The following is a 21,417-nucleotide window of genomic DNA, read 5'->3' on the forward strand; positions in this document are numbered from 1 at the left end:
ATGGGTTAGCAAAGGCCCATGGCGGTGTTCGTGGCGCTCGGCGCCTTTCTCATGACCCTGGTCGGCGGCTGGACCGCGCAACGGGTCACCGACCGGCGCCACCTGGTGCTCGGTCTCGCGGGTGGACTCATGCTCGGCGTGGTCGGACTCGACCTGCTGCCCGAGGCCCTGGACGCGCTGGGCGGCGACGTGTTCGGCGTCCCGGCGGCCCTGCTCCTGTTCGTCGGCGGCTTCCTGGCCGCGCACGTCCTGGAGCACCTCCTCGCCCACCGGCAGGCGGCCCACGGAGCCGAGGAGGACGGCCGAGCCCGGGCCCCCGAGGTCGGACTCACCGCCGCGTCCGCGATGGTCGGACACAGCCTGATGGACGGCATGGCCATCGGCGCCGCGTTCCAGATCGGCGGCGGAATGGGCCTCGCCGTCGCCCTCGCCGTCATCGCCCACGACTTCGCCGACGGCTTCAACACGTACACGATCACCAGCCTGTACGGGAACGCCCGCCGCAAGGCCGTCATGATGCTGTTCGCCGACGCGTTCGCGCCGGTCGTCGGCGCCGCCTCCACGCTCCTGTTCACCATTCCGGAGCAACTGCTCGGCGGCTATCTCGGCTTCTTCGGCGGCGTCCTGCTCTATCTCGCCGCCGCCGAGATCCTCCCCGAGGCCCACCACGAGCACCCCGCGCGCTCCACCCTGCTGTGCACGGCGCTGGGCGCGGGGTTCATCTGGCTCGTGGTCGGCCTCGCGGGCTGAGCTCACGGCGTCGCGCACCGCTCGACCAGGCGCCGCGCGACGTCCGGGCGGCCCGCCCAGTGCGTGTGCAGATAGCTGGCGTGCACGCCGCCCTGCACGAAACCCTCGACGCGGGGCTGCGGCAGCCGCATGCCCCACGCGGGCGCGGGCCCCGCGCCCGGTTCGAGGACGGTGCGGTGGAACTCGTGGCCGCGCATCCGCGCCCCGGCCGGCGCCAGGACGCTGTCCGACACGGCGACCGCGTCCCGGTAGCCCAGGGTGAGCCGCGGGGACATCCGGGCGTGCGCGTCCAGGACGCCGCACATCGGCTTGTCGTCGAGCGAGCGGGACAGGTAGAGCAGGCCCGCGCACTCGGCGACCACGGGGGCGCCGGACGCGGCCAGCTCCGCCACGGCCTTGCGGAGTCGCTCGTTCGCGGAGAGCTCGGGGGCGTAGACCTCCGGGAAGCCGCCGCCGATGACGAGGCCGGCCGTGCCCTCCGGGAGGGACTCGTCGTGGAGCGGGTCGAAGGGGGTGACCTCGGCGCCGGCCGCCGTGAGGAGTTCCGTGTGCTCGGCGTAGGAGAAGGTGAAGGCCGCGCCGGCCGCCACCGCCACGACCGGCTTCGTGGGCGGTACGCCCGCCGCCGCGACGGTCGGCGACTGCGGGCCGGCCGCGCTCCACGCCTGCGTCGACAGCGGCGGGGCCGTCCGCGCCAGGGCCAGCAGGCCCTCCAGGTCGCAGCCCTCCCGCACCATCGCCGCCGACGCCCGTACGGAGTCCACCGCCTCGGTGCTGCGTTCCGCCACCGGGACCAGGCCCAGGTGGCGGGACGGGGTGGCGACCTGCGGGGTGCGGCGCAGGGCGCCGTAGACCGGGACGCCGACCTCCTCCAGAGCCTCCCGCAGCAGCGCCTCGTGGCGGTCCGAGCCCACCTTGTTGAGGATCACGCCCGCGAGCCTGACCTGCGGGTCGAACGACGCGAAGCCGTGCACCAGCGCCGCCACCGAACGCGACTGCGACGACGCGTCGACCACCAGCACGACGGGCGCCTTGAGCAGCTTGGCGACGTGCGCCGTCGACGCCAGCTCACCCTCGCCGGACACCCCGTCGAACAGGCCCATCACGCCTTCCACGACGGCCAGTTCACAGCCCTGCGCCCCGTGCGCGAACAGCGGCGCGACCAGCTCGGGCCCGCACATGTACGCGTCGAGGTTGCGGCCCGGGCGGCCCGTCGCGAGCGCGTGGTAGCCCGGGTCGATGTAGTCGGGGCCCACCTTGTGCGGGGACACGGCGAGGCCCCGCTCGGCGAACGCCGCCATCAGACCGGTCGCGACCGTCGTCTTCCCGGTCCCGGACGCGGGCGCGGCGACGACGAGCCGCGGCACCGAGACGGAGGCCGTCACCACTCGATGCCCCGCTGGCCCTTCTGGCCCGTGTCCATCGGGTGCTTCACCTTCGACATGTCGGTCACCAGGTCCGCGAACTCCACCAACTTCTCCGGCGCGTTGCGGCCCGTGATCACGACGTGCTGGGTGCCCGGACGGTCGCGCAGCACCTGCACCACCTCGTCCACGTCGATCCAGCCCCAGTGCAGCGGGTACGCGAACTCGTCGAGCACGTACAGCTTGTACGTCTCGGCGGCCAGGTCCCGCTTGACCTGCTCCCAGCCCTCGCGGGCCTTCTCCTCGTTGTCGGCCTGGCTGTCGCGCTGGACCCAGGACCAGCCCTCGCCCATCTTGTGCCAGTCGACGGTGCCGCCCTCGCCGGAGGCGCCCAGCACCTTCAGCGCGTTCTCCTCGCCGACCTTCCACTTCGCCGACTTGACGAACTGGAACACCCCGATCGGCCAGCCCTGGTTCCAGGCCCGCAGCGCGAGCCCGAACGCGGCCGTCGACTTGCCCTTGCCGACGCCCGTGTGCACGAACACCAGCGGCCGGTTGCGCCGCTGACGCGTCGTCAGTCCGTCGTCCGGCACCACACTCGGCTGTCCCTGCGGCATTACGCGGCCCTCCTGATGCTGTTGATCCCCTGGGTTCCCTGTACGTCCTTGACCAGCCCGGCGATCGAGTCCGCCCGCAGCTCGTCCAGCGTCACGGCAGTCCCGCCGAGCCGCGTCGCCAACTGGCCGGCGAGCCCGAGCCGCACCATGCCGCTCTCGCAGTCCACGACCACCGACGCCGTGCCCTCCACCGCGTGCAGCCCGGCCGCGCGCTCCGCGAGCCGCACCGGCTCCGGACCGCCCGTCGCCCGGCCGTCCGTCACGACGACCATCAGCGGGCGCCGCGCCGGATCGCGCAGCCGCTCCACGCGCAGCACCTCGTGCGCCTTCAGCAGCCCGGCCGCCAGCGGAGTGCGCCCGCCGGTCGGCAGCGACTCCAGGCGGGCCGCCGCCGCGTCCACGCTCGACGTCGGCGGCAGCGCCACCTCCGCGCCCGTGCCCCGGAACGTCACCAGGCCCACCTTGTCGCGCCGCTGGTACGCGTCGAGCAGCAGCGAGAGCACCGCGCCCTTCACCGCGCCCATGCGCTGCCGCGCCGCCATCGACCCGGACGCGTCCACGACGAACAGCACGAGGTTGCCCTCGCGGCCCTCGCGCGTCGCCTGCCGCAGATCGTCCCGGCGCACCACGAGCCCCGGACCGCTGCGCCCGCGCGCCCGCTGATGCGGCGCCGCCGCGTGCACGGTCGCCGCCAGATGCAGCTTCGTGAGCGCCCCGCGCGGTCGCGTCGACCCCGTCGTGCGGCCGTGCTCGGTACGGGCCCGCGAGCGCCGCCCGGCCGCTCCGTCGCCCAGACCCGGCACGCTCAGCATCTTCGTACGGAACGGCTCGCCGGCGCTCACCGCGCGCTGCTCGCGCCCGGCCCCGGCCGGCACCTGCGCGTCGCCGGGCTCCTCGGACTCCCGGCTCTCCTCGGGCTCCCGGGGCGCCTCCTGCGACTGCCCCGCGTCCGGCCCGCCGGCCTGCGGCGGCACGCCGCCCCCGCCGCCGTCCGGGCCCCCACCGTCGGGACCGTCACCGTCGCCGTCGGGCTCCGGGTCCGGCTCGTCCTGCGGCTCCTCGTCCGGGCCGAACTCCTCCAGCGTCTCGTCGAGCTTGTCCTCGTCGAGGCCCGGGGCGTCGAACGGGTTACGGCGCCTGCGGTGCGGCAGCGCGAGCAGCGCGGCCTGCCGCACGTCCTCCGCGAGCACCTCCGTGCGCCCCGCCCACGCGGCCAGCGCCGTCGCGGTGCGGGCCATCACGATGTCGGCCCGCATGCCGTCCACCTCGAACGCGGCGCAGGTCGCGGCGATCTGGGTCAGCGCCTGGTCGCCGAGGCGCACCTGAGGCAGCAGGGCACGGGCCGCGACGATCCGCGCCCGCACGTCGGCCTCCTCGCCGGCCCAGCGGCCGACGAAAGCCTCGGGGTCGTCGTCGTAGGCGAGGCGCCGCTTGACGACCTCGACGCGCTGCGCGGGCTCCCGGGACGCGGCGACCTCCACGGTCAGCCCGAACCGGTCGAGCAACTGCGGCCGCAGCTCGCCCTCTTCGGGGTTCATCGTCCCCACGAGGAGGAACCGCGCGGCGTGCCGCACGGAGACACCCTCGCGCTCGACGTACGAGGCGCCCATCGCGGCGGCGTCGAGGAGCAGGTCCACGAGGTGGTCGTGGAGGAGGTTGACCTCGTCGACGTACAGGATGCCGCGGTGCGCGTCCGCGAGCAGGCCCGGCTCGAAGGCCTTCACGCCCTCCGCGAGCGCCCGCTCGATGTCGAGCGCGCCGACGAGCCGGTCCTCGGAGGCCCCGACCGGCAACTCGACCATGCGCGCCGCCCGTTCAGCCGCTTCGACGTCCGCGTGGGGTCCGTCGGGGCACTGCGGATCGGGCGCCGCCGGGTCGCAGGAGAACCGGCATCCGGAGACCACCGGGACATCCGGCATCAGCGCCGAGAGCGCCCGTACGGCGGTCGACTTGGCGGTTCCCTTCTCGCCCCGCACGAGCACACCGCCGACGGCCGGCGACACGGCGTTCAGCAGGAGGGCCAGCCGCAGGTCGTCCTGCCCGACGACGGCGCTGAACGGATACGGGTTGCTCATCGGATGAACTCCTCCGGGTAGATGCGCCCCGGCAGGGGCGCGGGGAACGGCGCGAGCAACCACGCACGGTCCGCACGTACGGCCAAACCCATGGGGGTCCGGGAGCGAAGCCCCCGGGGTCGGGACGGAAAGGGGCGGCGGGGGCGACTTCCCATCACGGCGCCCCCGGCGGCACGAACGGCAACTCCGAGGGAGCGCCTCCCTCGATCAGCCGCCACAACGCGTCCGTGTCGGCGTGCCGCTCGATCAGATCCCCGAGCCGGTCGAGCTGCTCCTCGCGCAGCGCCGCGAACGACGTGTCGGGGGCCGGTACGAACCGCCGGCCCGCCGCCGCCGCGACCTCCCGGAGGAATGCCCGCCGGAACCCGTCCGACTCCAGGGACCCGTGCCAGTGCGTGCCCCACACGGACCCGACCCGGCATCCGTCCAGGAACGCCTCACCGCCGAGCACATCGGCGACCCCGTGATGGATCTCGTACCCCTCGACGGGCTCGCCCAGGGCCTGCCCGACGGGCCGGGCCAGCGTCTTCTCCCGCGCGAAGCGCACCCGCACCGGGAGGAGCCCGAGCCCGTCCACGACCCCGGCCCGCGACTCGACCTCGTCCTCGATCCGCTCCCCGAGCACCTGGAACCCGCCGCAGATGCCGAGCACCGGCCGCCCCTCGGCGACCCGCCGGGCGAGCGCGTCGGCGAGCCCGCGCTCGCGCAGCCACTCCAGCGCCTTCACGGTGCCCCGCGTGCCCGGGACGACCACCAGATCGGCGTCGACGAGCTCCTCGGCCCGGTCCACGAACCGCACCACGACGCCGGGTTCGGCGGCGAGCGCGTCGACGTCCGTGAAGTTCGACATGAGCGGCACCGCGCACACCGCGACCCGCAGCACGTCCGCGCCGACCGGCGGCGCCACGACGGACTCGCGCACCGTGCCGCGCAGCGACACCCGCAGGCCGTCCTCCTCGTCGATGCCGAGCCCGTGCTGATAGGGAAGAACGCCGTACGTGGGGCGGCCCGTCAGCGATTTCAGCATGTCCAGGCCGGGTTCCAGCAGGGTGACGTCACCGCGGAACTTGTTCACCAGATACCCGGCGAGCAGCTCCTGGTCCTCGGGCGCGAGCAGCGCCGTCGTGCCGAAGAACGACGCGAAGACGCCCCCGCGGTCGATGTCGCCGACGACGAGCACCGGCAGCCGCGCGGCCCGCGCGACGCCCATGTTCACGATGTCGGTCCGGCGCAGGTTGATCTCGGCGGGAGAGCCCGCCCCTTCACAGATCACGGCGTCATGACTGCCCCGCAACTCCTCCAGGCACCCCACCACGGTGTCGAGAAGCGCCGCCTGCCGCCCGCCGTGGTAGCCGCGGGCGCTCAGCTCGCCCACCGGTTTGCCCATCAGGACGACCTGGCTGCTGCGGTCGCTGCCGGGCTTCAGCAGCACCGGGTTCATCAGCGCGCTCGGCTCGACCTTCGCGGCCTGCGCCTGCATGGCCTGCGCCCGCCCGATCTCGGCGCCCTCGCGCGTCACGAAGGAGTTCAGGGACATGTTCTGCCCCTTGAACGGCGCGACCTTCACGCCCTGCCGCACCAGCCACCGGCAGATCCCGGCGGTGACCACGCTCTTCCCTGCGTCCGAGGTGGTGCCCGCGACCAGCAGGCCGCCGCCCTTCCTCGCGCCCGTCATCGACGACCCCACAGCAACCGCGCGCCCACACAGACTCCCAACGCCGAAAGACTCACGCGCCGCGACAACCGCACGGCCCGCTCCACATCACGTACGTGCACGGGCCGACCCCGCTCGTTGAGGACCGGCCGGTGCTCGACCCGCCCCGCGTACGACAGCGTGCCGCCGAGGCGCACCCCGAGCGCGCCCGCGAACGAGGCCTCCACGACCCCCGCGTTCGGGCTCGGGTGGCGCTCCGCGTCGGCCCGCCAGGCACGGACCGCGTCCCGGGGCCGGCCGCCGGTCAGCACCGCGAGGACGCCCGTCAGCCGGGCGCCGGGCCAGCCGGCGACGTCGTCGAGCCGGGCCGAGGCCCAGCCGAAGCGCCGGTAGCGGGGCGACTTGTGACCGACCATCGCGTCCAGCGTGTTCACGGCACGGAAGGCGAGCAGTCCCGGCACCCCGGCGGCGGCGCCCCACACCAGGGCGCCCACGACCGCGTCGGAGGTGTTCTCGGCGACCGACTCGACGACGCCGCGCGCGATGCCGTCGGCGTCCAGGCCCTCGGGGTCGCGCCCGCACAGCCGGGGCAGCAGTTCCCGGGCCAGCTCCACGTCCCCGGCCTCCAGGGCGGAGCCCACGGCCCGCGCCTCACGGCCCAGCGAGGTGCCGCCGACCACGGCCCAGGTCGCGGCGGCGGTCAGCGCGATCGAGGCGGCGGGGGAGCGGCGTACGGCACGGGCGGCGAGCGCGCCCACCGCGGCGGCGCCACCGGCGCACACGGCCGTGTGCAGGGCGCCCCGGCCGCGGTCGTCCCGCCACAGCACGCGCTCGACGGCTCCCGCGGCGCGGCCGAAGCCGGCGACGGGGTGCCCGCGGCGCGGATCGCCGACCAGGAGGTCGCTGAAGATACCCAGGGCGGCGCCGTACGCGAAGACGCGCTCGGCCCGCCGTGCGCCGCGCGGGGCGAACATGGCGGTAGTTGTCCTCACTCAGGGTGTCCACGCCCTGGTTCGAAGAGACCGGCAGCGTGAGTTCCTGGCTCGCCCTCAGGGGGAGGGCTGACAGTGGCGGGACCGCGCCGGATTCGCACCGGCTTCCTCTGCTGCTGCCGTATATGGCGAGGGAAGTGCACCACGCTCCGCGAACGCACGTCAACTTGCTGTTGACCTGCGGCGGGTGAGTGTGGCCAGGTCCACAACACGTCGGCGGGGTGGCGACGCGGATGCGTCCCCACCCCGCCGAGGGAGTGCTGCGACCGTGGTCAGGCCACGATCAGAAAGATCCCGTACGCGACCGCCGCCGTGCACAGCGCGAAGCACAGGTAGGCGCCGGAGACGGCGAGCGTCGCCGAACCGCCCGCGCGCGTCGCGGACTCCTTCTTGGAGAGGCCGACGATGCCGAGGGTGAACAGGCCCACCAGGGCCACGGTCACCACGAGGCTGACGCCGAACACGGAGCCGAGGGCCGCCCAGTCGATCTTCATAGCTGGTCCTGCTTCCTTACAGCGTGGCGCCGGCGGGGCGCGCGGGGTCGGCCACGGAGGCGGCCGCGGCGGGGACGGGGGTCTCCTCGACGGCCACCGGACCGGCCGGCGGCGGCGTGACCGCGGCGATCGCGGTCGTGACGACACCGGCGGGCTCCTCGGCGGGGGCCCCGGTGCCGATCTCGTCGGCCGTCACGTTGTGGTGGTCGACCGAGTTGCGGCGGGACAGCACCCAGATGACCGAGGCGCCGCCGATGAGCAGCGCGGCCGTCAGGCCGATGCCCCAGGGGCCCTGCTGGGTGAGGAACTCGGCGCCCGCGCCGACCAGACCGGCCGCCGGCAGGGTCAGACCCCACGCGACGAACATCCGGGTGGCGGTCGACCAGCGGACGACACCGCCCTTGCGGCCGAGGCCCGAGCCCATGACGGCGCCGGAGCAGACCTGGGTCGTGGAGAGCGAGAAGCCGATGTGCGAGGAGGCGAGGATCGCCGTCGCGGCACTGGTCTGCGCGGCGAAGCCCTGCTGCGGGGCCAGGTCGGTCAGACCCTTGCCCATGGTGCGGATGATCCGCCAGCCGCCCAGGTACGTGCCGAGGGCGATGGCCATGCCGGCCGAGACGATGACCCACAGCGGCGGGTCGGCGTCCGGCGCGAGCACACCGCCGGTGATCAGGGCGAGCGTGATGATGCCCATCGTCTTCTGCGCGTCGTTGGTGCCGTGCGCGAGGGAGACGAGGCCGGCCGAGGCGATCTGCCCGGCGCGGTAGCCCTTGGCGGTGGCCTTCTCGTCGGTCTTCTTGCTGATGCGGTACGTCAGGCGCGTCGCGAGCATCGCGGCGAGGCCGGCGACGAGCGGCGCGGCGACCGCGGGCAGCAGCACCTTGGTGACGACGGTGCCGCCGTTGACCGACGACCAGCCCATCGACATGACGGCGGCGCCGATGAGGCCGCCGAACAGGGCGTGCGAGGAGCTGGAGGGCAGGCCGACCAGCCAGGTCAGCAGATTCCAGAGGATGGCGCCCACCAGCGCCGCGAAGATGACCTCTGTCTTGAGGCCGTCCTCGTTGATGATGCCGCCGGAGATCGTTTTAGCGACTTCGACGGAGAGGAACGCTCCGACGAGGTTCAGCACGGCGGACATGGCCACCGCCGTCTTCGGCTTGAGGGCGCCTGTCGAGATGGTCGTCGCCATCGCGTTGGCGGTGTCGTGGAAACCGTTGGTGAAGTCAAAGACCAGTGCGGTAACGATCACGATCGCTAGGAGCAGCGTGATGTGTTCCATTTACCCAGGCTTCGGTTGGACGTCAGTGGCTAGTTGAACGTAGGGAAGTCGGGTGAACGGAAGATGAACTGAGCGGGGCTGAGCGGTGTCCCGATCCGGCAGGTCTTCGCTCCGCTTCGTGCCGGACGGCGGCGCGCGACGCGGGCCGGTCCCGCGAAAACCCCGGAATTCCGGGTTCCGCGGGACTTCCGGCCGGGTCGGACTACCCCCGGGCGAACCGCTCCAGCTGGGCCTGCGACCCGTTGAAGAGATTCTGATCACCCGGCAGGCCGCCCTTGTTGGCGTACTGCCAGAACGTCCAGTACGACCAGCCGCGCGGCAGCGGCCCCGCGGTCCTCGCGTAGTGGGCCAGCCACAGCGCGTGGTTCGCGCCGAAGGCCCCGCTGTTGCCGGTGCACTTCTTCCACCACGTGTAGTTGGTGTAGATCACCGGACGCCGCCCGGTCCGGCGCAGCACCTCGTCGCTGAACGAGTCGATCCAGGACACGAGCTTCGACCGGCTCATGCCGTAGCACTTCTTCTTCGCGCTGTACGGGTTGTATTCGATGTCGAGCGCCGGCGGCAGCGTCCGCCCGTCCCGGGTCCAGCCGCCGCCGTTGCGCACGAAGTACGCGGCCTGGGCGCGGCCGGACGACTTGTTCGGCAGGGCGAAGTGGTACGCGCCGCGGATGATGCCGTGGTCGCGGGCGCCGTTGTACTGCTGGCCGAAGTAGGGGTTGCGGTAGTTCGTCGACTCGGTCGCCTTCACGTAGACGAACCGCGCGCCCTTGCTGCGCGCCTTCGCCCAGTTCACGTTCTTCTGGTGCGACGAGACGTCGTGCCCCTTGGGCTTGCCCGCCGCCTGGGCCGGCAGTTCCGCGAGCGCGGTGCCGGCGAGCGTCAGGACGGCCGCGGAGGCCGCCGCGGCGACTCGGGTGCGACGACGGGACGGAGTGTGGTCACGAGCCATGTTTCCCCCCGGAGCCAGTAGTCGTAGGGATGGGAAATATGCACATATGGGATGTCCCGGACCGGGGATATCGGTCCGGGCCCGGCGCGTTTCCCGCCGTTCGGGTGCCTGGCAGGATGCGCGCATGGGTGAACTCGAACAGGCGTGGGGCGAGCTGGTGGCCACCGCGCGCAGGACCGTGACCGACGGCCTCGTCGTCGGCACCTCGGGAAATGTCTCCGTGCGGGTCGGCGACGGCGAGGACGCCCTCGTGCTCGTCACCCCCAGCGGAGTCCCCTACGACCGGCTCACCCCCGACGACCTGCTCGCCGTCGACCTCACCGGGCGCACCCGGCGCGGCACCCTCGTCCCCACGAGTGAGCTGCCGCTTCACCTCGCCGTGTACCGGAGCACCGGGGCGCGGGCCGTCGTGCACACCCACGCGGTGCACGCCACGGCCGTCTCGACGCTGGTCCCCGAGCTGCCGGCGATCCACTACATGACGATGGCCCTCGGCGGCCCGGTCCGGGTCGCGCCCTACGCCACGTACGGGACGCAGGAGCTGGCCCGGAACATGCTGGGCGCGCTGGAGGGGCGCACGGGGTGTCTGCTCCAGAACCACGGCACGGTCGCGTACGGGGACTCGCTCGACGCGGCGTACGACCGCACGGCGCAGCTGGAGTGGATGTGCCGGGTCTGGCTGACGGCCCGCTCCGTGCCGGGCCTGAGCCCTTCTCTCTTGAACGCGGCCCAACTGGACGAGGTCGCGGAGCGGCTGTCGGGGTACGGCCAGCGCCGCGACGGCTGATCTCTCGTCGCCGGGGTGCGGGTGCGTCGTGGCTGGTCGCGCAGTTCCCCGCGCCCCTGATGAGGCTGCGCCTCATCAGGGGCGCGGGGAACTGCGCGATCAGCCCCACCGGAGGCGCACCCGGCGACGAGACGGTCGGGCCCCGTCACCCGGACCCGCCGCCCCACTGGCCGCACGGCCCGACCGCTAAGACACTGGACGGGTGCGCACCGCCAGAGCGACGGCCGCGGCCGTCACCACCGTGACCGGAGTCCTCGCCGCCTCGATCGCCTCGATCGCCGCGGGCCGGCTCGCCAGCGACGCCGCGCTGAAGGCCCGCGCCGGACGCCCGCTGCCCACCGAACCCCGGCTCACCGTCCACACCGTCGCCGCGGGCCACGTCACCCTCACCCGCGACCTCGCCTCCCTGCGCCCGGGCACGTACGGGCTTGCCGGAGGCGGCTTCCACGCGGTCGTCGGACCTGTCGTCGAATCCGTGCCGCACCCCGCCGACACCGTCGTGCGCCGGCTCGAACGGGTCACCCACGGCGCCCTCGAACCCGGCGCGCACGCCTGGCTGACCCCCCAGGTCCACATCGGCGACCCCGCGTCCGCCCTCGGCCTCGAACACGCCGACGTCGACGTGCCCGGCGAACTCGGCGCCCTGCCCGCCTGGTTCCTGCCCGGCGCCCGCGACACCTGGGTCATCACCGTGCACGGCCTCGGCACCACCCGCGAGCACCCCATGAACGTCATGGGGTTCCTGCACCGCCAGCGCTTCCCCGTGCTCGACCTCGCCTACCGCGGCGACCTCGGCGCCCCCCGCTCTCCGGACGGCCTGCACCACCTCGGCGAGACCGAGTGGCGCGACCTCGACGCCGCGATCCGCTACGCCGTCCGCTTCGGCGCCCGCCGCGTCATCGTGCACGGCTGGTCCACCGGCGCCGCCATGGCCCTGCACGCCGCGGGCCACTGCGCCCTGCGCGAGCGCATCGCCGGCCTGGTCCTCGACTCCCCGGTGCTCAGCTGGGAGGCCACCCTGCGCGCCCTGGCCCGCGCCCACCGCACCCCGCGCACCCTGCTCCCGCTCGCCGTCCGCGCCGCCCAGGGCCGCACCGGACTGCACACCGACCGCCTCGCCGAGGCCGCCGACCCGCAGAACCTGAAGGTGCCCACGCTGGTCGTGCACGGCCCCGACGACGAGGTCGCCCCCTGGACCCTGTCCCGGCGCCTGGCCGCCGCCCGGCCCGACCTCGTCACCCTGCACACCGTCGCCGACGCCCCGCACAACGCGATGTGGAACGCCGACCCGGCCACGTACGAAGAGACCCTGCGGCGCTTCCTCACCCCCCTCATGTAGCCGCGCGAACCGGGGGCCGGGTGCCGAACACAGGCCCGCGTTTGGGAAATCGCCGGGTCACGGGGAGACTGCTCCAGTGACGTCCCGTACCCCGCGCGACTCCCGGCTCCGACTTGTCCGCCCCCGCCGCCAGCCGCTGGCGCCCCCGGCCCCGCGTGCCGCGACCCGCCGCACCGCCCCACGCCCCCCGGAGGGCACGCCGCCCCCGGCCGAACTCGCCCGCACCGCCCGCGAGGGTCTCGCCGGCGCGGTCCGGGTGGCCCGCTGGGCCGACGCCACCCTGAGCCCCGGCAACGACATGGGCGCCCGCGACGGCAAGGGCACCCTCTCCGACGCCACCGCGCAGCGCGCCGCCGACGACCTCGGCCTCACCGTGCGCCGGGTCCGGGCCGACTGGGACACCGCCCGCCTCGCCGGACTCGTCGAGGTGCACGGCGACACCGCGCGCCCCGGCTGGCGGCTGCGCGCCTGGGACCGCGACGACACCGCCGTACTGCGCGGCTGGGTCGCCCTGTTCGACGCCTGGTCGCTGGTCCACCCCGCGCCCGCCGCCCTGGAGGCGGCCGCGGTCGCCGAGGCCGTCGAGGCCATGCCCCAGCTGTTGTCCTTCCTCCAGCTGATGGCCGGCCCCGTCGCCACCGAGCAGCTCCTGGACCTGCTCGGCCAGCGCGTCACCGAGCTGCGCACCGAACGCTGCGAGATCCCCTACGGCCCCCACCTGGAGCCCGACGCAGCCGACGGTCCCGGCGCGGCCGAGGACACCCCGCTGCTGCCCCTCCTCGACTGGGCGCTCAGCGGCCTCGCCGCCGTGGGAGCGCTCACCTACGCCGACGGCCACGCCACCCTCACCCCGCTCGGCAGCTGGGCGGTCTGGGTCCGGCTCGAGCAGATCTGCGTGGCCGCCCAGTCACCCGCCGGGAACATCGAGGTCGCGGCCGAGGACATGCTGCGCGGCTGTGCCCGACTGCGGCCCCAGGCGGCCCGCGACGAGTACCGGGCCTGGCTCGCCGCACGCGACATCGGCAACGCTGTCACCGAGCTCCTGGACGCCGCCCGCGGCGAGGACGCCCTGCTGCGCGGGCTCGCCTTCGAGGCGCTGCGCGTCGTCGGCGCCCCGGCCGAGCCCGAGGTGCGCAAGGCGGCCGAGGACCCGGGCCTGCGCGCCTACGCCCGGCTGTGGCTCGCCGAGCACGAGGGCGCCGACCCCGAGGACGTGCACACCGTCCTCACCCGCGAGGAGGCCACCTGGCTGTGGGTCGACACCGCCGCGGCCGTGGCCGACCACGGCGAGGCCCCGCTCCTGGTCCGGCACCTGGAGTCCGCGGTGCAGCCCACCGTGCCCGCGCTCATCGACGAGGTCCGCGCCGTCGGCCACCCGCGCACCGTGCAGGTCCTGGTCGCCCTCGCCGCCGCGCACCCCGACCCGGCGCTCGCCAAGGCCGTCCGCCGGGCCGCCTTCCAGGTCCACACCGGCGGGGCCTGACGGGCGGCAGGGCTCACCGGAAGGTGTTGCACTGCGCCATGTCGCCGCTCTCGTAGCCCTGGTAGAACCACTGCTGGCGCTGCTGCGACGAGCCGTGCGTCCACGACTCGGGCGTCACCCGGCCCTGGAACTTCTCCTGGATGCGGTCGTCGCCCACCGCGGCGGCCGCGTCGAGGCCGTCGCGGATGTCCGCGTCGGTCAGGCTCGTGATCAGCGGCCGGCCCGTGGACTCGTCCGGCGTCCTCGTGGCGTGCCGGGCCCACACGCCCGCGTAGCAGTCGGCCTGCAGCTCGACCTTCACCGCGTTGCTGTTCTGGCCGGTGCGCCCGTCCTGCGCCCGCTGCAGCGTGCCCATCAGGTTCTGCACGTGGTGCCCGTACTCGTGCGCCACCACGTAGGCCTGCGCGAACGGGCCGCCGCTCGATCCGAACTTCGACCGCAGCTCCTCGAAGAAGCCCAGGTCGAGATAGACCTTCCGGTCGCCCGGGCAGTAGAACGGCCCGACCGCCGAGGACGCCCGGCCGCAGGCCGTCGACACCTGGTTCGTGAAGAGCACCGTGGAGGCGGGGGAGTAGCGGCCCTGGCGGCGCTGGAACTCGCCGGTCCAGTAGTCCTGGAGGCTGTTGACCACCGCGACCGTGCGGCAGTCCTGCTGCGTGTTCGCGTCCTGGCCCGTGCGGCAGTGCTGTTCCACCTGCGCCGCGCTCGACACCGACGTCGCCGGGGTGCCGGAGCCGTCCGACGACAGACCGAACTCGTTCGTGCCGAAGAACAGGCCCAGCAGCAGGGCGATCAGCCCGGCGAAACCGCCGCCGACGGTCGCCTTCCCGCCGGGGATCCGGCTGCCCCGCACGTCCTGGACCTCCGAGGTGTCCAGCCGCGCGTCGTCGTCGAACTGCATGCGCCACCGCCTAGTCGCCGAGGGGCGGGACCGGGAGCCCGTGCCGCCGCTCCTCATCCTCGGGCGCGCGGCCGCGCCGGGCCCGGTCCGTGGGCCGAACGGGGGATGCGCCCAGGTCGGGCCGGGCGGGCGGCGGCCCGGCAAAAGCGCTTGCATCCCACCGTTAAACTGTCTCGTATGACGTTTCTTCTCTGGGTGCATTAGCGGCGCCGACCGGCCCTCGCCCTGTCAATCCGCTGTTGATCCATTCCTGGAGACCCACTCGTGATCACCGCCTCCGGCATCGAACTGCGCGCCGGCGCCCGCATCCTCATCGAGAACGCCAGCTTCCGTGTCGCCAAGGGCGACCGCATCGGCCTCGTCGGCCGCAACGGAGCGGGCAAGACCACCCTCACCAAGTGCCTGGCGGGCGAGGGCATGCCGGCCGGCGGCACCATCAGCCGCTCCGGTGAGGTCGGCTACCTGCCGCAGGACCCGCGCACCGGCGACCTCGACGTCCTGGCCCGCGACCGCATCCTGTCCGCCCGCGGCCTCGACGTCCTGATGCGCAAGATGCGGGATAACGAGCAGCGCATCGCGACCGGCAGCGGCGCCACCCAGGCCAAGGCCCTGCGCCAGTACGAGCGCCAGGAGACCGAGTTCCTCACCAAGGGCGGGTACGCCGCCGAGGCCGAGGCCGCCACGATCGCCGCCGCGCTCAACCTCCCGGACCGCGTGCTCGGCCAGCCCCTGCACACCCTCTCCGGTGGTCAGCGCCGCCGTATCGAGCTGGCCCGCATCCTGTTCTCGGACGCGGACACCCTGCTCCTCGACGAGCCGACCAACCACCTCGACGCCGACTCCATCGTCTGGCTGCGGGACTACCTGAAGACGTACAGCGGCGGCTTCATCGTGATCTCCCACGATGTCGACCTCGTCGAGACGGTCGTCAACAAGGTCTTCTACCTGGACGCCAACCGCTCCACGATCGACGTCTACAACATGGGCTGGAAGCTCTACCAGCAGCAGCGCGAGGCCGACGAGAAGCGCCGCAAGCGCGAGCGGCAGAACGCCGAGAAGAAGGCCGCGACGCTGAACGCGCAGGCCGACAAGATGCGCGCCAAGGCGACCAAGACCGTCGCCGCGCAGAACATGGCCAAGCGCGCCGACAAGCTCCTCGCCGGTCTCGAGGAGGTCCGCCAGTCCGACAAGGTCGCCAAGCTGCGCTTCCCCGAGCCCTCGCCGTGCGGCAAGACGCCGCTCATGGCCGAGGGGCTGTCGAAGTCGTACGGCTCCCTGGAGATCTTCACGGACGTCGACCTGGCCATCGACAAGGGCTCGCGCGTCGTCATCCTGGGCCTCAACGGCGCGGGCAAGACGACCCTGCTCAAGCTCCTCGGCGGCGCCGAGAAGCCCGACACCGGCCAGGTCATCGAGGGCCACGGCCTCAAGCTCGGCTACTACGCGCAGGAGCACGAGACCCTCGACCCGGAGCGCACGGTCCTGGAGAACATGCGCTCCGCCGCCCCCGACCTCGACCTGGTCCAGGTGCGCAAGACGCTCGGCTCGTTCCTGTTCTCCGGCGACGACGTCGACAAGCCGGCCGGGGTCCTCTCCGGCGGCGAGAAGACCCGACTGGCCCTGGCCACCCTCGTCGTCTCCTCGGCCAACGTGCTGCTCCTCGACGAGCCGACGAACAACCTGGACCCGGCCAGCCGCGAGGAGATCCTCGGCGCGCTGCGCACCTACAAGGGCGCCGTCGTCCTCGTCACGCACGACGAGGGCGCCGTCGACGCCCTCCAGCCGGAGCGGATCATCCTGCTGCCGGACGGCATCGAGGACCTGTGGGGCCAGGGCTACGCGGACCTCGTCGCCCTCGCCTGAGCCTGCGGCGCGGGGCGTCCCGGGGGCGCCCCCGGGACCCGCGCGTCAGCACGGCTTGATCGAAAGAATGATCCACTCCGTATGGATCATTCGGCCGAGCCGTGATCCTTCATCTGAGTGAGACGGCCTCGTACCGCGGTGTGTCCACCGTGCTCCGAGCCGCCCCCGGGGCCGTAGAACCCTTGCGGCGCCTGGGGAGTCACTGACCTGCCGGTTCTCTCGCGCCAGGCGTTCCGGGCGCCGCGCGAGCCCGCCGGAACCCCTGATTCCACTCGTGTGGATCCCCGGGCCGCTCCCCATCGGCCGCCTACAGACCTTGTCGAATGGGTGGCCAGGAAGCCCGGGAGGGGTGATCATGGGAATTCCAGAGCGCACTTCCCATGAGGAGGCACGGGTGGCCGAGACTCTGAAGAAGGGCAGCCGGGTGACCGGCGCCGCGCGCGACAAGCTCGCGGCAGACCTGAAGAAAAAGTACGACTCCGGTGCGAGCATCCGAGCGCTGGCCGAGGAGACCGGCCGCTCGTATGGCTTCGTGCACCGGATGCTGAGCGAGTCCGGGGTGTCGCTGCGAGGTCGCGGCGGGGCCACGCGAGGAAAGAAGGCCGCGGCGAGCTGACGCGTTTCGCTCAGCTCTCCGTTCCGACTCGTTCGGTTCACCGGCTCCGTCGGTGACCACCCGGTCGGTCGGCTGGCCGACCGGGTGGTTACTGTGCAGTCACTTACGCTTCGCGCGTGCTCACGACTGCGCAGACCCGGAGGTCCCGATGACCAAGATCGCACCCCTGCTCGACAAGGACGGCGTCCAGCTCATCGTCGACGACACGATCGCCACGGTGACGCTGACCAACCCGGACAAGCGCAACGCCCAGAGTCCCGCGCTGTGGCGGGCGTTGACCGAGGCCGGGCGTTCCCTGCCGGGTTCCGTGCGGGTGGTCGTGCTGCGCGGTGAGGGCAAGTCCTTCTCCGCCGGCCTGGACCGTCAGGCGTTCACGCCCGAGGGGTTCGACGGCGAGCCGTCCTTCATCGACCTGGCCCGCGGCGGCGAGGAGTTGCTCGACTCCACCATCGCCGAGTACCAGGACGCTTTCACCTGGCTGCGCCGCGGCGACATCCTCTCCGTGGCCGCGGTCCAGGGGCACGCGATCGGCGCGGGCTTCCAGCTCGCGCTCTCCTGCGACCTGCGCGTCGTCGCCGACGACGTGCAGTTCTCCATGCGGGAGACCAGCCTCGGGCTCGTCCCCGACCTCACCGGCACGCATCCGCTCGTCGGCCTGGTCGGGTACGCCCGCGCGCTCGAGATCTGCGTGACCGGGCGCTACGTCCACGCCGACGAGGCCGTGCGCACCGGCCTCGCCAACGTCGCCGTGCCCGGCGACCAGCTCGAGGACGCCACGCGTGACCTCGTCGCCGCGCTCGTCGCCGCGCCCCGCGACGCCGTCGTCGAGACCAAGGTCCTGCTCCAGGGCGCCGCCGGGCGCACCCTCGACGAGCAGCGCGTCGCCGAGCGCGGCGCGCAGGGCCGACGGCTGCGCGACCTGGCCGGCCTCGGCGACTGACCCCCGCCCTGCGGCGGAGCCGCGGTCAGTCCGCGCTCTCCGTCACCAGCACCGCGACCGTCGGGGTGTCCGGGAGCGCCGCCGCCACGGCCTCCCGTACCGCGCGCGCCACGTCCAGCGCGCGGGCGCCCCGCGCCACCGCGAGTTCCACCCGGACGTGACGGCGGGGCAGGGCGGCCCCGCCGTGCTCCTCCGCCGCCCGCTCCTCGATGTGGACCGGGCGGCCGAGACCGCCCAGGGCGCCGGTCAGCCGGGCCACACCGGGGACCGCGCGCGCCGCGTCGGCGACCCGGCCGGCGTCCCCGCTCCCGCTCCCGTTCCCGCTCGGTCCGGCCCCGGACGGTGACTTCTCCTCCGGTGTCGCTTCCGGCTTCCCGTCCGGAGCCTGAGGTTCCTCCGGTGCCGCTCCCGGTTCGAGCAGCTCCGTCACCCGTACGTCGATCTCGGCCACGATCAGCCCGAGAGCGGTGTCCGCCGCCTCGGCCAGCGCCGCCCGCAGCCGTCCGGCGGCCCCGGGCAGCGGCTCGTCCGGCGCCGCCGCGCACTCCGCGACGATCCGCAGCGGACCCGGCGGCAGCGCGCTCGGCGGGGCCGGCACCCCTGCCTCGTACGCCGTGTCGGTGTCGGTGTCGGCGAGGGTCAGGCGCAGGACGCCGAGGCGCAGCCCGGGCAGGCCGTCCACCGACCGGCGCAGTACCGCCCCGGCGGCCGGCTCCGCGATCCACGCCCCGTCGCCGGGCCCGCCGAGCGGCAGCAGCCGCCCCAGTCCCAGGTGCTGTCGTACGGCCTGTGTCCAGTGGTCAGCGGTCATGTCCCCAGGCTGCCTCATCCCGGGCGCGAGCCTGGGTAACCGCACTTAGTGTGGGCAGAGGAAAGCAGCACCCCGCAGCGAGACCGCACCTCACAGAGGGGACAGCCCCGATGAGTGACACCGCGCAGAGGCCGGGCGACGCGCCCACGGCATCGACCGGGAAGAGCAGCATGACCAAGAGGGGTGGGGGTGACCCCGGTGGCCGGGGAAAGACCACCATCGCCGACGGAGTCGTCGAGAAGATCGCCGGACTGGCCGCACGCGACGTCGACGGCGTGCACGCGATGGGCAGCGGCCTGTCCCGCACGTTCGGCGCCGTACGCGACCGCGTACCGGGCGGCGGGACGAAATCCGTGTCCCGCGGCGTCAAGGCCGAGGTCGGCGAGCTCCAGACCGCCCTCGACCTGGAGATCGTCGTCGAGTACGGCGTCTCGATCGCCGACACCGCACGCGACGTGCGGGAGAACGTGATCAACGCCGTGGAGCGCATGACCGGCCTCGAAGTCGTCGAGGTGAACATCGCCGTCAGCGACGTGAAGCTGCCGGACGAGGAGGACGAGGAGCCGGAGTCACGACTCCAGTGACAGCCGCACCGCATGGGTGGAGGAGTACAGGATGAATCTGGCCGTGGTCGGCATGATCGCCGGCATGGCCCTCGGCTTCGCCGGATACTTCGGTGGATTCGGGGCGTTTTTGCTGGTGGCGGCTCTGGGCGCCATCGGCTTCGTCGCGGGCCGGTTCCTCGAGGGGGACCTGGAACCCGGCGAGTTCTTCCGTGCCCGCGGCGACCGGCGGCGGTGACCGATGGCGGCACAGGTCGCCCCCGCCGAGCGCGGCGCGACCCGGATCGCCGACCGGGTCGTCGCGAAGATCGCCGCGTACGCGGCGCGTGAGGCGCTCGACGTCGTCCCCGCGGACGGGGCACCCCCGCACGCCACGGTGACCGTCCACCACGACACGGCCCGCGTCCACGTCAGTCTCGAACTCGAGTACCCGCTGGACATCGGCGCCCAGTGCGCCGCCGTGCGTCGCCAAGTCACGGAACGGGTAAGGACGTTGGCGGGGATGGAGGTCCCTGAGGTGGCCGTCGAGGTGGAGCGGCTGCACTCGGCGCACACCCGTGGCACGGACCGGGGGAGGATCCGATGAGCGAACCCACCGAGGCGGCGCCCGTCGCCGAGCGCGAGGGTGCCGAGCACCTCGACCAGTCCGCGTCCGCCGCCTCCTACACCACGCAGCCCACCCTCGACGGCGAGGACGGCACGCCCCGCTTCTGGTCGGCCCGCCGCGTCCCCGCGGCCGTGTGCGCCGTGGTGCTGCTCGGCGGATTCGGCATCCTGCTCTACGACATCGCCGCCGTACGGGCGGGGCGCCCCGCGATGGAGTGGCGCCGCTCGCTCGCCCGGGAACTCGCCCGACGGCCCCTCGACGACACCGCCGTGCTGATCGGCGCCGGGGTCGCCGCGGCGCTCGGCCTCTGGCTCCTCGTGCTCGCGGCGACCCCGGGACTGCGCGCCGTCCTGCCGATGCGCCGGGTCCGCGCCGACGTGCGGGCGGGCCTGTACCGCGACGCCGCCGCGATGGTGCTGCGCGACCGGGCCATGGAGGTCTCGGGCGTGCAGTCGGTACGGGTCCGGATGAAGCGCTCCAAGGTGGAGGTGCGGGCCCTGTCCCACTTTCGCCCACTCGACGACGTACGGACCGATCTCGACGCCGCGCTCGGCGAGGGCATCCGGGAACTGGGCCTCGGCTCCGCGCCCGGTCTCTCCGTGCACGTGATGCGGCCCGGCAGAAAGGGGTGAGCGGCGTGCCCAGGACCGTCAACCGGATCGTGCTCGGCCTGCTCGGCCTTGTCCTGCTGCTCGGCGGCGGCTCCGTGCTCGCGGTCGGGCTCGGGGTGAAGCCGCCCTCCTGGTGGATCCACAGCGGCTCCGACGACGTACTGCTCAGCGTGGCGGACCGGAACCGGTGGCGGGACGAGGGCTGGTGGTGGCCCACGGTCATCGCCGTGCTCGCCGTCGTGGTGCTGCTCGCGCTGTGGTGGCTGGTGGCGCAACTGCGGCGGCGACGACTGGCCGAGGTGCTCGTCGACACGGGGGACGGCGAGGGGGCGCTGCTGCGTGGCCGCGCGATGGAGCAGGTGCTGTGCGGTGCCGCGGAGGCGCTCGACGGGGTCGATCACGCGGGGGTCATGCTGACGGGGCGGCGGAACGCTCCGCGGGCTCGGGTGCGGTTGAGGCTGGAGCCGCATGCGGGGCCCGGGGAGGCGCTGCGGGTCCTCTCCGAGGAGGCGGTCGGTCAGGCCCGCGCATCGGCTGGGCTTGACTCATTGCCCGCGGAAGTCCGACTCCGGGCGGTCAAGCACCGGGCGGAACGGGTCAGCTAGCTCTCGTCGCGGGCTGCGGGTTCGGTGGGGGCGGGCCGCGCAGTTCCCCGCGCCCCTGAAACGCAGACGCTTCGCGTCGCATTTCTCCGATGAGGCGCAGCCTCACCAGGGGCG

22 protein-coding genes and 1 riboswitch are annotated in these 21,417 nt (G+C 73.6%); of the genes, 12 read left to right on the plus strand and 10 right to left on the minus strand.

Annotation, left to right across the window (positions count from 1 at the left end; translation table 11 throughout):
- The first annotated feature begins 18 nt into the window (after positions 1-18).
- Entirely contained in the window at positions 19-750 is a 732-nt protein-coding gene (locus ACZ4E1_RS03210; protein WP_467535261.1) for a ZIP family metal transporter, read from the plus strand.
- A gap of 2 nt (positions 751-752) precedes the next feature.
- Here the strand turns inward: ACZ4E1_RS03210 and ACZ4E1_RS03215 are convergent, their stop codons facing one another.
- The 8 genes from ACZ4E1_RS03215 to ACZ4E1_RS03250 all read right to left on the minus strand — a co-directional run bounded on the left by ACZ4E1_RS03215 (position 753) and on the right by ACZ4E1_RS03250 (position 10,177).
- Positions 753-2,135 (minus strand): cobyrinate a,c-diamide synthase, encoded by a 1,383-nt coding sequence (locus ACZ4E1_RS03215; protein ID WP_467535262.1) that lies wholly within the window; start codon positions 2,133-2,135, stop codon positions 753-755.
- The gene (gene cobO, locus ACZ4E1_RS03220; protein ID WP_188339646.1) at positions 2,132-2,731 is read right to left on the minus strand and encodes a cob(I)yrinic acid a,c-diamide adenosyltransferase; all 600 of its coding nucleotides are present in this window, start codon (positions 2,729-2,731) and stop codon (positions 2,132-2,134) included. The genes ACZ4E1_RS03215 and cobO overlap by 4 nt, the downstream gene beginning before the upstream one ends.
- Positions 2,731-4,806, minus strand: a complete 2,076-nt coding sequence (locus ACZ4E1_RS03225; RefSeq protein WP_467535264.1) for a putative cobaltochelatase — start codon at positions 4,804-4,806, stop codon at positions 2,731-2,733. The genes cobO and ACZ4E1_RS03225 overlap by 1 nt, the downstream gene beginning before the upstream one ends.
- Positions 4,807-4,960: 154 nt before the next feature.
- Positions 4,961-6,481: a cobyric acid synthase gene (locus ACZ4E1_RS03230; protein ID WP_467535266.1), complete on the minus strand. Its 1,521-nt coding sequence runs from the start codon at positions 6,479-6,481 to the stop codon at positions 4,961-4,963.
- Positions 6,478-7,434 carry a cobalamin biosynthesis protein gene (locus ACZ4E1_RS03235; RefSeq protein ID WP_467535267.1) on the minus strand — a complete coding sequence of 319 codons (957 nt, stop codon included), beginning with the start codon at positions 7,432-7,434 and terminating at the stop codon, positions 6,478-6,480. The genes ACZ4E1_RS03230 and ACZ4E1_RS03235 overlap by 4 nt, the downstream gene beginning before the upstream one ends.
- A gap of 38 nt (positions 7,435-7,472) precedes the next feature.
- A riboswitch (cobalamin riboswitch) is annotated at positions 7,473-7,617 on the minus strand.
- A gap of 107 nt (positions 7,618-7,724) precedes the next feature.
- Positions 7,725-7,946 (minus strand): hypothetical protein, encoded by a 222-nt coding sequence (locus ACZ4E1_RS03240; RefSeq protein ID WP_188339650.1) that lies wholly within the window; start codon positions 7,944-7,946, stop codon positions 7,725-7,727.
- A 16-nt stretch (positions 7,947-7,962) separates the two neighbouring features.
- A complete protein-coding gene (locus ACZ4E1_RS03245; protein WP_467535268.1) occupies positions 7,963-9,228 on the minus strand; it encodes an inorganic phosphate transporter in 1,266 nt (421 codons plus the stop codon).
- Between the two features lie 202 nt (positions 9,229-9,430).
- Positions 9,431-10,177 (minus strand): lysozyme, encoded by a 747-nt coding sequence (locus tag ACZ4E1_RS03250; RefSeq protein ID WP_467535270.1) that lies wholly within the window; start codon positions 10,175-10,177, stop codon positions 9,431-9,433.
- Between the two features lie 124 nt (positions 10,178-10,301).
- On the opposite strand from ACZ4E1_RS03250, the gene ACZ4E1_RS03255 reads away from it, so the two are divergent.
- The 3 genes from ACZ4E1_RS03255 (at position 10,302) to ACZ4E1_RS03265 (ending at position 13,786) form a co-directional block, all read left to right on the plus strand.
- The gene (locus tag ACZ4E1_RS03255; protein WP_467535271.1) at positions 10,302-10,964 is read left to right on the plus strand and encodes a class II aldolase/adducin family protein; all 663 of its coding nucleotides are present in this window, start codon (positions 10,302-10,304) and stop codon (positions 10,962-10,964) included.
- A 202-nt stretch (positions 10,965-11,166) separates the two neighbouring features.
- Positions 11,167-12,303: an alpha/beta hydrolase gene (locus ACZ4E1_RS03260; RefSeq protein WP_467535273.1), complete on the plus strand. Its 1,137-nt coding sequence runs from the start codon at positions 11,167-11,169 to the stop codon at positions 12,301-12,303.
- A gap of 76 nt (positions 12,304-12,379) precedes the next feature.
- On the plus strand, positions 12,380-13,786 hold the full coding sequence (locus ACZ4E1_RS03265) for a hypothetical protein (protein ID WP_467535274.1): 1,407 nt from the start codon (positions 12,380-12,382) through the stop codon (positions 13,784-13,786).
- Positions 13,787-13,799: 13 nt separating this feature from the next.
- On the opposite strand, the gene ypfJ is transcribed toward ACZ4E1_RS03265, so the two are convergent.
- Positions 13,800-14,687, minus strand: coding sequence for a KPN_02809 family neutral zinc metallopeptidase (gene ypfJ / locus ACZ4E1_RS03270; RefSeq protein ID WP_467535275.1), 888 nt, complete (start codon positions 14,685-14,687; stop codon positions 13,800-13,802).
- A gap of 264 nt (positions 14,688-14,951) precedes the next feature.
- Here ypfJ and ACZ4E1_RS03275 point away from each other — a divergent pair, with 264 nt between their 5' ends.
- The 3 genes from ACZ4E1_RS03275 to ACZ4E1_RS03285 all read left to right on the plus strand — a co-directional run bounded on the left by ACZ4E1_RS03275 (position 14,952) and on the right by ACZ4E1_RS03285 (position 18,106).
- Positions 14,952-16,550: an ABC-F family ATP-binding cassette domain-containing protein gene (locus ACZ4E1_RS03275; RefSeq protein ID WP_467535277.1), complete on the plus strand. Its 1,599-nt coding sequence runs from the start codon at positions 14,952-14,954 to the stop codon at positions 16,548-16,550.
- 394 nt (positions 16,551-16,944) lie between these two features.
- Positions 16,945-17,166 (plus strand): helix-turn-helix domain-containing protein, encoded by a 222-nt coding sequence (locus ACZ4E1_RS03280; protein WP_399131261.1) that lies wholly within the window; start codon positions 16,945-16,947, stop codon positions 17,164-17,166.
- A gap of 148 nt (positions 17,167-17,314) precedes the next feature.
- A complete protein-coding gene (locus tag ACZ4E1_RS03285) occupies positions 17,315-18,106 on the plus strand; it encodes an enoyl-CoA hydratase/isomerase family protein (protein ID WP_467535278.1) in 792 nt (263 codons plus the stop codon).
- A gap of 25 nt (positions 18,107-18,131) precedes the next feature.
- On the opposite strand, the gene ACZ4E1_RS03290 is transcribed toward ACZ4E1_RS03285, so the two are convergent.
- Positions 18,132-18,917: a nucleopolyhedrovirus P10 family protein gene (locus ACZ4E1_RS03290; protein ID WP_467535280.1), complete on the minus strand. Its 786-nt coding sequence runs from the start codon at positions 18,915-18,917 to the stop codon at positions 18,132-18,134.
- A 110-nt stretch (positions 18,918-19,027) separates the two neighbouring features.
- On the opposite strand from ACZ4E1_RS03290, the gene ACZ4E1_RS03295 reads away from it, so the two are divergent.
- Genes ACZ4E1_RS03295 through amaP form a run of 5 tightly spaced genes read left to right on the plus strand, consistent with a single transcriptional unit; the run spans position 19,028 to position 21,303 of the window.
- The gene (locus ACZ4E1_RS03295) at positions 19,028-19,501 is read left to right on the plus strand and encodes an Asp23/Gls24 family envelope stress response protein (RefSeq protein WP_467535282.1); all 474 of its coding nucleotides are present in this window, start codon (positions 19,028-19,030) and stop codon (positions 19,499-19,501) included.
- Positions 19,502-19,532: 31 nt separating this feature from the next.
- Positions 19,533-19,718 (plus strand): hypothetical protein, encoded by a 186-nt coding sequence (locus ACZ4E1_RS03300; RefSeq protein ID WP_111667018.1) that lies wholly within the window; start codon positions 19,533-19,535, stop codon positions 19,716-19,718.
- A 3-nt stretch (positions 19,719-19,721) separates the two neighbouring features.
- Positions 19,722-20,066, plus strand: a complete 345-nt coding sequence (locus ACZ4E1_RS03305) for an Asp23/Gls24 family envelope stress response protein (protein ID WP_467535286.1) — start codon at positions 19,722-19,724, stop codon at positions 20,064-20,066.
- Positions 20,063-20,719: a DUF6286 domain-containing protein gene (locus ACZ4E1_RS03310; RefSeq protein WP_467535288.1), complete on the plus strand. Its 657-nt coding sequence runs from the start codon at positions 20,063-20,065 to the stop codon at positions 20,717-20,719. The genes ACZ4E1_RS03305 and ACZ4E1_RS03310 overlap by 4 nt, the downstream gene beginning before the upstream one ends.
- On the plus strand, positions 20,716-21,303 hold the full coding sequence (gene amaP / locus ACZ4E1_RS03315; RefSeq protein WP_467535290.1) for an alkaline shock response membrane anchor protein AmaP: 588 nt from the start codon (positions 20,716-20,718) through the stop codon (positions 21,301-21,303). The genes ACZ4E1_RS03310 and amaP overlap by 4 nt, the downstream gene beginning before the upstream one ends.
- Positions 21,304-21,417 lie beyond the last annotated feature (114 nt).

It is taken from the genome of Streptomyces sp. NPDC025806, from assembly GCF_055558275.1.